This is a genomic window from Mucilaginibacter sp. (genome assembly GCF_028288225.1).
Taxonomy (GTDB): Bacteria; Bacteroidota; Bacteroidia; order Sphingobacteriales; family Sphingobacteriaceae; genus Mucilaginibacter.
Map to the genome: position 1 here is coordinate 104,023 of NZ_JAQBOC010000049.1, position 12,837 is coordinate 116,859.

At 39.5% G+C, this 12,837-nt stretch carries 13 protein-coding genes; 3 read left to right on the forward strand and 10 right to left on the reverse strand.

What is annotated here, in order from left to right; genetic code table 11:
- Genes JWQ54_RS15170 through JWQ54_RS15185 form a run of 4 tightly spaced genes read right to left on the reverse strand, consistent with a single transcriptional unit; the run spans position 1 to position 4,288 of the window.
- The gene (locus JWQ54_RS15170) at positions 1 to 699 is read right to left on the reverse strand and encodes a DapH/DapD/GlmU-related protein (protein WP_299586214.1); all 699 of its coding nucleotides are present in this window, start codon (positions 697 to 699) and stop codon (positions 1 to 3) included.
- Positions 689 to 2,041 (reverse strand): hypothetical protein, encoded by a 1,353-nt coding sequence (locus JWQ54_RS15175; protein WP_299586217.1) that lies wholly within the window; start codon positions 2,039 to 2,041, stop codon positions 689 to 691. Before JWQ54_RS15175 ends, JWQ54_RS15170 begins: the two co-directional genes overlap by 11 nt.
- 44 nt (positions 2,042 to 2,085) lie before the next feature.
- Positions 2,086 to 3,033, reverse strand: coding sequence for a glycosyltransferase family 2 protein (locus tag JWQ54_RS15180; protein WP_299586219.1), 948 nt, complete (start codon positions 3,031 to 3,033; stop codon positions 2,086 to 2,088).
- Positions 3,026 to 4,288, reverse strand: a complete 1,263-nt coding sequence (locus JWQ54_RS15185; RefSeq protein ID WP_299586221.1) for an oligosaccharide flippase family protein — start codon at positions 4,286 to 4,288, stop codon at positions 3,026 to 3,028. Before JWQ54_RS15185 ends, JWQ54_RS15180 begins: the two co-directional genes overlap by 8 nt.
- A 231-nt stretch (positions 4,289 to 4,519) precedes the next feature.
- On the opposite strand from JWQ54_RS15185, the gene rfbD reads away from it, so the two are divergent.
- Complete coding sequence (rfbD, locus tag JWQ54_RS15190) at positions 4,520 to 5,374, forward strand: dTDP-4-dehydrorhamnose reductase (protein WP_299586224.1); 855 nt, start codon at positions 4,520 to 4,522, stop codon at positions 5,372 to 5,374.
- Positions 5,375 to 5,391: 17 nt separating this feature from the next.
- On the forward strand, positions 5,392 to 6,252 hold the full coding sequence (gene rfbA, locus JWQ54_RS15195; RefSeq protein WP_299586226.1) for a glucose-1-phosphate thymidylyltransferase RfbA: 861 nt from the start codon (positions 5,392 to 5,394) through the stop codon (positions 6,250 to 6,252).
- A gap of 52 nt (positions 6,253 to 6,304) precedes the next feature.
- Here the strand turns inward: rfbA and miaA are convergent, their stop codons facing one another.
- From miaA to JWQ54_RS15225, 6 genes are all read right to left on the reverse strand, one after another.
- The gene (gene miaA, locus JWQ54_RS15200) at positions 6,305 to 7,207 is read right to left on the reverse strand and encodes a tRNA (adenosine(37)-N6)-dimethylallyltransferase MiaA (RefSeq protein WP_299586229.1); all 903 of its coding nucleotides are present in this window, start codon (positions 7,205 to 7,207) and stop codon (positions 6,305 to 6,307) included.
- 91 nt (positions 7,208 to 7,298) lie between these two features.
- On the reverse strand, positions 7,299 to 7,946 hold the full coding sequence (locus JWQ54_RS15205) for a hypothetical protein (protein WP_299586232.1): 648 nt from the start codon (positions 7,944 to 7,946) through the stop codon (positions 7,299 to 7,301).
- Between the two features lie 118 nt (positions 7,947 to 8,064).
- The gene (locus JWQ54_RS15210) at positions 8,065 to 9,474 is read right to left on the reverse strand and encodes an HD domain-containing protein (RefSeq protein ID WP_299586234.1); all 1,410 of its coding nucleotides are present in this window, start codon (positions 9,472 to 9,474) and stop codon (positions 8,065 to 8,067) included.
- Positions 9,475 to 9,562: 88 nt separating this feature from the next.
- Positions 9,563 to 10,129, reverse strand: a complete 567-nt coding sequence (locus JWQ54_RS15215) for an L-threonylcarbamoyladenylate synthase (protein WP_299586236.1) — start codon at positions 10,127 to 10,129, stop codon at positions 9,563 to 9,565.
- A 1-nt stretch (position 10,130) separates the two neighbouring features.
- Positions 10,131 to 11,243 carry a glycosyltransferase family 1 protein gene (locus tag JWQ54_RS15220; protein WP_299586238.1) on the reverse strand — a complete coding sequence of 371 codons (1,113 nt, stop codon included), beginning with the start codon at positions 11,241 to 11,243 and terminating at the stop codon, positions 10,131 to 10,133.
- Positions 11,244 to 11,430: 187 nt separating this feature from the next.
- Positions 11,431 to 12,246 carry a 2,3,4,5-tetrahydropyridine-2,6-dicarboxylate N-succinyltransferase gene (locus tag JWQ54_RS15225; RefSeq protein ID WP_299586240.1) on the reverse strand — a complete coding sequence of 272 codons (816 nt, stop codon included), beginning with the start codon at positions 12,244 to 12,246 and terminating at the stop codon, positions 11,431 to 11,433.
- A gap of 139 nt (positions 12,247 to 12,385) precedes the next feature.
- Between JWQ54_RS15225 and JWQ54_RS15230 the strand changes: the two genes are divergently transcribed.
- Positions 12,386 to 12,787 (forward strand): RNA-binding S4 domain-containing protein, encoded by a 402-nt coding sequence (locus JWQ54_RS15230; RefSeq protein ID WP_299586242.1) that lies wholly within the window; start codon positions 12,386 to 12,388, stop codon positions 12,785 to 12,787.
- The last annotated feature ends 50 nt before the right edge of the window (positions 12,788 to 12,837 follow it).

Sequence of the window (12,837 nt, forward strand, 5' to 3'; positions counted from 1 at the left end):
TTATACGTCTTCCCTGTTTTTAACCAATTTAGCCGGCACGCCCGCAATTACTGAATTTGGAGGGAACGATTTTGTAACTACACTGCCTGCAGCAACCACACATCCATCGCCAATAGTTACTCCCGCCAACACAGTTGTGCCGCCGCCTAACCAGCAGTTGTTGCCAATGGCTACAGCTTGCTTGGTAACGCCTTGTTCTTTTATAGTTAAATCAAGATCCGAAAAAGCATGGTTCTCTGAAAAGATCTGAACGTTTGGGCCCATAATTACATCATTACCTATGCTTATGCCCCCTTGCCCTGCAAGATAGGCCCTGGCGCTGATGCCTGTTCTGTCGCCAATTGTAATGCCCTTTCCCCTGTATGCAATTACACCTGTGCAAAACAATATGGAATCGCGCGCAATTGAAACATTGTCGCCTAAACTGATGCCGTCTTCAGACAGGGCATTTATACTCACATTATCCTCCAATATTAGATTTTTTCCTGCAGTTATTTTGTAGCTGTGCTTTACTTTAACCCTGCGGCCAATAAATAATAATCCCGCCGACCTTTTTAAAAATGGCTTTAAAAAGATCCCCCTGATGAGTTGCATCGCCCTAACCCAGCTAATACTAGCCAGATCACGGGAGGAGTGAGGGCTTTCCCATTTATAATGGGGGTCTTTTTTTAATGTTTTTATTAGCTTCTCAATGATCATGTGCCTGCTGTATTTGAGCTATTTTAAATTGCATGATAATACTGATAAGCAAACCGGATAAAAACCAGTTTACATAGGAGATATATGATGATGACTCCACTTCGGATGTTAATAAGGGGATAAAAAAACCAATTTTAATAAGCAAAACAGCCATACATACCTGTCGTTCTTTTCCCCGTAACTTAGGAAGCCATTTTAAGCTTGTTTTTATCAGCATAATATAAACCGACAGGTATAAAAATAAGGCAATTATACCGGCCTGTACACCAATTATAATATATTGGTTTTCGCCGCCCACGTTTTCGCCAAGACTGCCCGCAACCCTGCCTGATGTACCCAAACCAAGCCCGAAAGGCTTTTCGATCATAGCAAGAATTCCTTCGGCCCATTCCAAAAGGTGCCCAACACTTGATGGATTACTAAAGTCGATTGTATTCATCACAACTTCAGTAATGCCACTGTTATTATCTCCAAACTTAGTAAATAAATAAATCAGATATATACCAGCCAAACCGAAAGCAGCGTGTACGGTATGAGTAATGTATTTTTTTTTGGTGATTAACGCATATACATAAATGATCAAAAAATAGCTTACAAATGGCGCACGTGATAACGCAAAAACAATGGAAAGAAAAGACGCACCCAGGGCCAGCATTCCCATACTATTGGGCTTAAACCTATTATCATCGCGGGTAAACAAAGCTATTATTACTGATAGGGCCAGCAGAGTGGCAGAAGCATGCTCAAGCGGATTGGCAAAGAAACTGGCAAAACGTTTATAGCCTCCTTCAGATTCAAACGTCCAGCTTAACCCGAAGTTACCGCTGGGTTCAAAATTAAAAAAGTAGTAAACATAGTCGGCAAAGCCGGTTATGGTTTGCAGGTGCTGGTTAAATATCACTTCAAGCAGCAATACCACACCCGCGGCTATGGTTAATAAAACAATATAGTTAAAGTATTTACTAATATAAATGGTGCGGATATCCATTAAACGGCCCGCAAAGTAAACCACCACAAAAAACGAAGTACTTTTAAATGCAAGTAACCGATTAAAAAAGCTTTCTTCGCCAATAGGTAATATGGCATAAATAAAGGTATACAGCAAAAAGCCAAGTACTGCATAATCAATTAAATGCAGCCTGGGCAGGTACTTTAAAGTTACTATATTTAAAATAAACAAGCTGATTATCAATACCTCTTTAAAATATTGAAAAACGGGGATAAACCCCTTAAGGCCCAGTAAAAAAGCAACAGACATAGCTGTGGTATACATTGACAGGCCAAAAATTAGAAATACCAATACACCCTGCCGGTTGCCTTTTATGACCTCACGTAATGCCACAAAAAAAGAAGTGAGATAAATAAGTGGGAAAATGAACAACATCCTTAGCGGGTACTTATATTATTATTTTGAGGCCAAATTAGGTTTTTTGAAGTGAAAATTCCTTCTTTCAATCCTTTAATTAAAAACCGGGCTTTTTCATTCCGGCGGCGCAGTATAAAATATGCCAGCAAAGCAAGGTAATAAAAACCGTTATAAACCAGGTTAACAGGGTAGTACAAAGGGGTTCCGTAGCGGCGTAAAAACCAGATATGATTTCTGCTTATGTAGTAATGAATAATAGGACTTAGTACACCTTCTTTTTTTGGCGCTGATACTTTTGCAGATACTCCTGCTTCATGATACATTTTACTGGATGGCAGATAGTGAACTTCAAAGCCGACACCGCGCAGCCTGAAAGAAAGCTCAACATCTTCATAATATAAAAAAAAGCGTTTGTTAAATAGCCCGCTTTTTGTTAATGCCGAATTCCTGAGCAGCATGCAGCAGCCTGTTACCCATTCGGCAACTTTATAAGAGTTTAAAGCAGCACTGTCAGGCGTTGTGGTATCAGAAATAGTTTTTCCTGTTAAGCGGTTAAAGCCACCTTCGCCATTCCAGATCTTACATTTATCATGCATCCAATAAATAGCAGGCTGCACGGCCGCTGCTTCGGGGTGGCTATCCATATGTGCAATAAGTCCTGATACCAGGTCCTCATCGACTATCGTATCCGTATTTATTACGAATGAATAAGTGTAGCCCTTTTCAATACTGTAAGCCAGGCCCCTGTTATTTCCTTCGGCAAAGCCAAGGTTCTCCTTATTTTCAATATAGATAAGGTTAGGAAACAGGGCTTTTAGTGCGGCAAGCGAATTATCTGTCGAGCCATTATCTGCAACAATTATATCAAACAAGGCCTCATTGCAATATTGCTTTAGCGATGAAATACAATTAGCCGTATGTACAGGCGTATTCCAATTGAGCAGTATCAATGCAACAGGCTTAGGCATTTTGTAATAGGGTTTTATTTACAGTGAACTCATACATCAGCAATGCAATGGCTTCAACAATAAGGGTAAAGCTTCCTACTAAAGGGTAATTGCTAAAGTTTAATAGTATAAACGCCGTTAATAATGATACGATGAACAAAACTATCGCGATCCGGAATATATAAACGGTATTGTTTTTTAAAAGCTGATCAAGCACGTTCAACACATTAAGGGCCGATACTGTTGGTACAAATGCCATTATTTTTAAAAACAGAACAGCCGTTGCATTGTGTTCTTTTGAAAGTGTAAACACAATAAAATCGGCCAGGAAAAATATAAGCAGCGAACCTGCAAAAAACACGCCTGCTAACAGATATTTCGTTTTTCTGCGGTACACGTTCCACAAACTTAAGTTTTGCTTATACACATGTGCTGCATTTGGATAAAAAGCATTTGAAATGGTGATGAGTAAATTCCGGCATTGCCCTATAATCCTGTCACATAATGAGTAAGGGCCTAACAAAGCTTCAAGCCCCCACATTGGCAAAGCAAATATGATAATTGACTGCTGCAGGTTAACGGAAAGATTATTTACAGTGAGATAAAAATTATCCTTCCCTATTTTTAAAAGCCCGGTTTTTGACGGCAGGTAAAACGGTATTTGAAGCCTTTTAATTAAATGGATCAATAAACCCAAATAAGCTATAACGCTGCACATGCCCAAAATTAAATTAACCCAACCGGCATCATTTGGACTTTTAATGAAAATTAATATTCCCAAAACAGAAGCAATGTTTGATGCCAGGTTTATTACGTTAAAGATCTTTAACCTCTCGGCGCCTATAAAAAAACAAAGGGGATTAAAAACTTCTGCAAAAACAATGGGTATTGATAGCAGGAGGTATGAATAATAACGTATGGGAAACCATTTTAGGGCAAACATTATCACCAAAAAAAGAAAAAAAATTATAACTCTTATGCATAATGTATTATAGAATACATTACTTAACTTTTTGGTGTCGTTTATGTTAAATGCTACGTCCCGAACGCCTGACTGGCCGGTTCCGTAATTGATAATTGCGCCCGCAAACTGTGAAAACCGGGTGGCAAACATTATTACACCAAATTCAACAATACCTACAGCCCGGGTTATAATTGGTATAATAAGGATCAGCAATAAAATATTGGAAATTTGGATACTGCTTAAATTGAAGAAGTTAGAAATGATATTGGTTTCTTTTAGCTTATTATAAGAGCCAATTATGCGTTGTTTCAAATTCTACAGGTTATTGATAAAGCAAATTTAGCTTAATTTAATTATAATTTGATACCAGGAGGGCAAGGGGTAACTAATAGTAAATGTAATTTTGAAAGTAAATATTTGATAACTTATAGCCATTATTTAAAATATAGTAAACATATTTGCTACACTAAACTATTAGTTACTTTAATGATTTTTAATGCAACTATTGTAACTCCGGGTTTTTAAGAACAAATGCATATTGAAATGAAAAACATATTGGTTTTCGGCGCTTCGGGCCAATTAGGACAGTGTATAAAAAATGTAGCAGCGTTAAAGGAAATTACCTCAATCCATTTCCCCCCTGAGTCAGAAGCGAATATTTTAAACCCTGATGGGCTTGAAAAATTATTTGAACAATATAAACCTGGCTGGGTAATTAATTGTGCTGCCTACACCGCAGTTGATAAAGCCGAAGATGAATTTGAGCTGGCCGAAAAAATTAACAAAACAGGAGCGGAGAACCTGGCTACATCGTGTAAATCCTGGGGAGCAGTGTTAATCCATGTATCAACCGATTTTGTTTTCAGGGGCGATGTTGCGCGGCCGCTTAAAGAGGATGATGAAGCAAACCCGATAAGTGTGTACGGGCAAACCAAGCTGGATGGGGAAAAAGCTGTGGCCGCATTATTAAAAGAACATTTCGTTATCCGTACCGGCTGGCTGTATTCTGAGTATGCAAATAACTTTGTGAAAACCATGTTAAAGCTGGGCAGCGAAAGAGATGAGCTTAAAATTATTGCCGACCAGGTTGGCACACCAACTTATGCCATTGATCTTGCAACATTTATTTTGCTGATCATTACTAATCAAAGTAAAGCATATGGCACCTATCATTACAGTAACGAAGGCGTAACCTCCTGGTTTGATTTTGCCCGTGCCATATTTGATATATCGGCTACCAAAGTAAAAGCTATACCGGTACGAACTGATGAATATATAACAAAAGCGGTACGGCCAGGATACTCAGTAATGGATAAAAGCAAAGCAAAACAAACATTTAATATAGAAATACCGTACTGGAGAGATAGCCTGGTAAAATGTATCGGCAAACTTCAGTAATAACCTAAAATAAATACATGAAAGGAATAATTTTAGCAGGCGGATCAGGCACCAGGCTTTATCCAATAACCAGGGCAATAAGTAAACAATTAATGCCTATTTATGATAAGCCGATGATCTATTACCCTTTATCGGTTTTAATGCAGGCGGACATACGGGAGATTTTGATAATTACCACCCCGGAGGATAATGAAAGTTTTAAACGGCTGCTTGGTAATGGTGAAGAGCTGGGCTGCAGCTTTAATTATGCTATACAGGAAAAACCAAACGGTCTTGCACAAGCATTTGTTATCGGCGCGAAATTTATTGGGAATGATAAAGCTGCACTTATTTTAGGTGATAATATCTTTTACGGAACGGGTTTTACTGAATTGATCCGCAGTTTTAATGATGTTGAAGGCGCTGCTATTTTTGCTTACCCGGTTGCCGACCCAGAAAGATACGGTGTTGTAGAGTTTGATAAGGATTTTAAAGCATTATCAATAGAAGAGAAACCTGACAAGCCAAAATCAAACTATGCTGTTCCGGGGCTTTATTTTTATGATAACAATGTAGTGGAAATCGCTAAAAACCTGGAGCCATCTCCACGCGGCGAATATGAAATTACTGATGTAAATAAGTTTTACCTTGAGCAGGGCGATCTGCACGTTGGTGTAATGGATAGGGGTACAGCATGGCTGGATACCGGAACATTTGATTCATTAAGTGATGCATCAGAATATGTGCGGGTTATTGAAAAACGCCAGGCAACAAAAATTGGTTGTATTGAAGAAGTAGCCTATCGGCAGGGATTCATTAATAACGAACAATTAAAAGTGTTGATTGCGAAATACCTTAAAAGCGGCTACGGTGCTTATTTGGAAACTTTGCTGGACTAATTGATTGCGAAAGTCGGAGTGCCGATTGCGGAATGAAAAATCGCTTCTGAAATCAAACTAAAGCAATTATTTTATCCACAAGGTTTTCATCATTTGCCTCAAGCCAGTTTATCTCTTTATCTTTTCTAAACCAGGTAATTTGCCTTTTTGCGAAACGGCGGGTATTTTGTTTAATGAGCTCAATAGCTGTATCCAGGTCGGTTTTTCCATCAAAATAATCAAACAACTCACTATAGCCAACTGTATTTAAGGCGTTTAAATACCTGTATGGTAAAAGGGATTTTACCTCATCAATCAAGCCTTGTTTAACCATTTCATCAACACGCTGATTGATGCGATCGTATAAAACCGGGCGGGGTAAGCTTAAACCAAATTTTACAATATGAAAAGGCCGTTTATTTAAAGCCGATTTACGATAAGATGAATAAGGTTTTCCCGAACTTTCAAATACTTCCAGCGCCCTTATAACGCGTTGTGGGTTATTAATATCTGCCTGGTTATAATATTCAGGATCCGCAGCTTTTAATTTTTCCTGTAAATAAGCAATTCCATTGTTTTCAAGCTCATTATTAAGCCTTTCCCTAACGTCAGGGTCATTATCCGGAAATACATCAAAACCTTCGCAAACGGCTTTTATAAACAAGCCCGAGCCACCCGCCAATACAACAACATCGTGAATTTTGAAAAGGCCTGCCAAAAGTTCAAGGCATTGTTTTTCATAATCGCCGGCCGTATAAGTTTCTGATATTGAAAGTGAATTGATAAAGTAATGCTTTACGGCATTCAGTTCTTCAGCAGTAGGTTTTGCCGTGCCAATAGACATTTCACGATAAAACTGTCTTGAATCTGCCGAAACAACCACTGTATCATACCGTCGCGCAAGCTCAATTGCCGCCGCCGTTTTGCCAGATGCAGTAGGGCCTGCAATTACTATGAGGGTTTTTGAAAAGTCCATAGTCGATGGACCATAGTCCATAGTAGAATTTGTTGAATATTTATTTTATCGTTGATAAACCATGGACTATCGACTATGGTCCATAGACCAACTAATAATCGTCTCCGTGCGGCAGTTTGCTATCATCTTCAAAGTTTTCATCGTCAGAAAATTCGCTGCCAAATTCGTCTTCTTCCTCGTCATCAACTTTTGCCACCGCATCGTCTTCTTCAACTGTTTCTGAGATCTCAGAAAAATCTTCGGCATCTTCTTCTCCAATGGCCATTTCATTCAGAAAATCAAAATCATCACCTTCGGGCGCGGCAATTGGTACATTAAGCACATTGCCAAACTGCTTAGGAGCTTCACCGGTAGATTTTATAACGGCCGGATACGTAACACCCGGTGTTTCATCTAAAATTATCTTCATCAATTCAACATGAAAGTCGAACGGACGATCAAAATTAAAAGTATAGTAAAATTTTTGATGGGGATCGTCAATATAACTAAGCAGCTTTACTTTGTTCATAAGGGCAACACCACGATCAATTCTTTTTTGATTTGGCAAATAGGTAATTTCTTCACCCTTTGTCCACTGATCGTTGCTGATATAGAAGGATGAAGGATACTCTGAATTGTATCCTGTTGATTGATGGATAGCCCGGTGAAGGTCTTCAAATGTTTGATTGGATTTCACGTCGATCTCCCTTACTACATCATCATAATCTTCAAAAGTAACCCTGAACCTGTATAAAGCCATTTTTTAGTATCGTATAATTTTTACAAAAATAGTAATGTTTTACTTTTATTTCGGATGTCGGATGTTCGATTTCGGATTTTTTTAAAAATCGAAGCTTGCGTACCTAAAACCGTAATTATTATTCCTTAACCACAACTTTTAAGCCAATTTCCGCACCCTTTGCAATTGTATACTTAATTGCCTCCTCGCGCGAGTTTGGGATCTCGCCTTCAAGTATGGCTTCGCGAATCTGATTTTTAATTATTCCTACTTCTCTGCCTTCTTTTATGCCAAAAAGCTCCATAATATCAATCCCGGTTACGGGGGGTTGCCAGTTTCGCATATTGTCCCGCTCTTCAACATCTTTTAGTTTTTGCTGAACCAGCTCGAAATTATTACGGTATTTTTTTACTTTATATTCATTTTTTGTGGTGATGTCTGCTTTACACAACAACATCAGGCTTTCAATGTCTTCGCCTGCCTCAAATAATAAACGCCGCACCGCCGAGTCTGTAACTATTGATTGTGCCAAAACAATGGGCCTTAAATGCAGCTGCACCATTTTTTGCACAAATTTCATTTTTTCATTTAGCGGCAGCTTAAGCTGGGTAAATATTTTAGGAACCATCCGGGCACCCCGGTCTTCATGCCCGTGAAACGTCCAGCCGTGCCCCGGTTCAAAACGCTTGGTGGCCGGTTTTGCAATATCATGCAATATGGCCGCCCATCGGAGCCATAGATCGTCTGTTGTTTCACAAATGTTATCAAGCACCTGCAGGGTGTGATAAAAATTATCTTTATGCCCTTTGCCATCAATGTACTCAACGCCGTAAAGCGCCGTCATTTGCGGGAATATTTTATGCAGCAGGCCGGTATCAAACAAATAATTAAAGCCGATGGATGGCTTAGCCGACAGGATGATCTTATTCATCTCTTCTGTTATCCGCTCCTGTGATATGATGCTGATCCTTTCTACATTGCTCTTTATTGCCTCAACAGCTGTTTCATCAATCTTAAAATGCAGCTGCGAGGCAAAGCGGATAGCCCTCATCATCCTTAAAGGGTCATCAGAAAAAGTTTCAACAGGGTTAAGCGGTGTTCGGATCAGTTTTTGCTCCAGGTCGCCTATCCCGTTAAACGGATCTAAAAGCTCACCAAATGACTCCGGACGCAGCGATAAGGCTAACGCATTGATAGTAAAATCCCGACGTTTTTGGTCATCATCCAGTGTGCCGTTCTCAATAATAGGTTTCCGCGAATCAAGGCGGTAAGACTCCTTACGGGCTCCCACAAACTCAACTTCCAAATCTTGATATTTGAGCGAGGCTGTGCCGAAGTTTTTAAACACAGATAGCTTTACCTTTAGTTTTTGTGCAACACTTTCTGCAAATTGAATTCCATTGCCAATTATTACAATATCAATATCCTTTGACGGGCGGTCTAAAAAAATATCGCGCACAAAACCACCTATGGCATAAGCCTGCACATTATGTTCAGCAGCAAGCTTTGATATAGTTGAAAATACAGGATGTTGCAGGTGTTGTTTCATTAGTTTTTTGTCTGAATCAGAATTTGCAGAATTTTAGAATTTTCAGAATGCGGTATGTTGTATTAGTAATTTAATCCAACCCAATCAACTATCTCCGAATAAACTCAAACTTACCGTCAGGTGCTAAACGCATTATGGTTGATGGTGTTTTTATTTCCATATCATGCTGGTCAATATCAACCACATAATCAACCCCGTTGATTATTTCGTCTTCAATTTGTGAAAAATATTGGGGTGATGGACTTCCGCTGAGGTTTGCAGATGTAGATACCAGCGGTTTACGTAAACGCTGGATCAGTTGCTGACAAAAAGGATGTTTAGAAATGCGGATCCCTACGCTGCCATCACCTGCAATAAGCGCCGGTGAAATGTTTTTTGCGCCCGGCATCACCAGTGTTAAGGGACTTTCGGCATATTCTATCAAATCATAAGCCAGTGGATTTACATCGCTGATATAACTTTCCAGCTTATTTTCGGTATCCAATAAAATGATCATGCTTTTTGCCTCGTCACGCTGTTTTAGTTTATAAATTTTATTTACAGCATCGGTATTGGTGGCATCGCATCCTATTCCCCAAATGGTATCGGTAGGGTACAGGATGATCCCGCCGTCCTGTATAATTTTTAAAGCTTTGGCAACTTCGTCTTTTAGCATCCTAAATGTTATTATATAATTGCGTCAGTTGTGCAGTAAGCTTGATGTTTTCAAACCTTGCCGCATGCTGCTTTCCCCCGGCTATCATTGTTTGCCTGAGGTTTTCATCTGCAAATATACGATTGATCTTTTGTGCCAGGTCATTTTCATCATCCGGATCAACGTATAAACTATCCGGGCCGCCTGCTTCTTCAAGGCACGAGCCTGTTGCAGCTATTACTGGGGTACCGCTACTTATTGCTTCAAGCACCGGTAAACCGAAGCCTTCATAACGCGATGGGTAAATAAAAATGGATGCCAGCTGGTAAAATGCAGTCAGCTCATTAAATGTTACATCATGCAGAAAAATTACTCTTCCTGTTAATTTTCTATCGGTTAAAAACTGCTTAACCTCATTCAAATACTTTGTGGGCCTGCCTATTACAACTAAAGGAGTATTATCAATATGAGTTAACGCTTTGGCTATCAGTAGCAGGTTTTTGCGTGTTTCAATAGTACCTACGCTTAGCAGAAATTTTTCAGGCAGGTTATATTTGGCTATTACTGCTTCTTTTTGGGCGGCACTTTGCAGGCTGTTAAATATGGGGTCAATTCCCTGGTAAATAACTTCAATTTTACCTGCATCAACATTTAAAAGCTCAACCAGGTCATCCTTAGTTTTTTGACTGATAGCAATAATTTTATCAGCTATTTTACAGGCATAATTAACTTTAGCTGTATAGATACGCCTGTTTATCCACCCAAAACTGTCGGGGAGGCGAATAAATATCAGATCGTGCACTGTTACTACTGTTTTTATACCGCTTTGCTTTATGCCCGCCGGTAGTTCATGACTTAAGCCATGGTAAATATTGATCCCGTCGCGCAGCAGATCATTAACCACACCTTTGCTGCGCCACCACGATGTAAATAGCTTACTTTTAGGAGTAACAGTTTTTATATTGCTGTAATTATTCAGAAAGCTGAGCCTGTTATTTGCTTTTGCTTTTGGCGTATATAAAAAATACTCATTACCCGGATAATTCTGCGCCACGTTTTTAACCAGCCACCTGCTGTAATTACCCAACCCGGTGTTGTTTAAAAACAAACGCTTTGCATCATATCCTATTTTCATGGGTAGGTTAGTTGAGTGGGTTGATTGAGTTGGATTAGGTTGATTAAGTTAGATTGAGTTGATTAAGTTGGATTAGGTTGATTAAGTTGGACTGGTTGCTCCGATTTTTCTTTTAACCTAATCAAACCACTCACTCAACCTATTCTCCCAATCAACCACTCACTTAATCAACCCAATCAACTACTACTTAAACCGCCACATTATTTTCACGCAGAGCATCATTCAGCGATGTTTTTTTATCGGTTGATTCTTTACGCTTGCCAATTATTAATGCGCAGGGTACCTGGTACTCGCCGGCAGGGAATTTTTTTGTATATGAGCCTGGGATAACCACAGAGCGCGCTGGTACATGGCCCTTATACTCAATAGGTTTCTCATGCGTAACATCAATAATTTTGGTTGATGCCGTAAGTACAACATTAGCTCCTAATACAACTTCGGTTTCAAGGTGTACGCCTTCAACAACTATAGCTCTTGACCCTAAAAAGCAATTATCTTCAATAATAACGGGGGCAGCCTGTATTGGCTCCAGTACGCCGCCGATGCCTACGCCGCCGCTTAAATGTACATTTTTGCCAATTTGCGCACATGAACCAACAGTAGCCCAGGTATCAACCATAGTACCTTCATCAACATAAGCGCCTATATTTACATACGACGGCATCATGATAACACCCTTTGCCAGGTGAGCGCCGTAGCGGGCTATGGCATGAGGTACCACACGAACGCCGGTTTTGGCATAATCCGTTTTCAATTTCATTTTATCATGGAAAACAAAAGGGCCAACTGAAATTTCTTCCATCTGCCTGATGGGAAAATACAATATCACCGCTTTTTTCATCCACTCGTGGGTATGCCAGCGCGTGCCAATTAATTCGGCAACGCGCAGTTCGCCTTTGTCTAATTTTTCAATTACGGTATCAATCGCATTAATGTATTCATTATAACGCAGCAGATTCCTGTCTTCCCAGGCATCTTCAATAAGTTTTTTGAGGTCTTGCATCAGTAAATTTAACTTTCAGCAAATTAAAGGATTTTTAGGCAATTTGTTTTACTATCTATTAACACGTAGTTCACAAATTGGAAAATTATTATGCACATAAACCTGCAAGTGTATAAAACTTTGTAATTTTGACTGTACTATGCCGGTAAAGGAAAAGCTACGAATAGATAAATACTTGTGGGCCATAAGAGTGTTCAAGACCCGCACATTGGCTTCTGATGCCTGTAAGGCCGGCCGGGTAAAGCTTGAGGGCCAGAATATTAAGCCATCGCACGAGGTCAAGCTGGGAGAAGTGTACCAGGTATCAAAAGGACCTGATAAAAAGATAGTTAAAGTAACGGGGCTGCTTGAAAACCGGGTTGATGCTAAAACTGCAGTTAATTTTTATGAAGATATAACACCTGTTGAACAAACGCCTGCCTTTAAATCAATGTTCCATGCGCCGTTGTTAAAACGCGACAGGGGAACTGGCAGACCAACCAAAAGAGACAGAAGAGAAATTGACGAACTAAAAGATGATTTTTTTAAAAAAGATGCTTAAAGCTTTATCTATATCATTACCTTGACAGACACCTATCGAATTTAATCTGC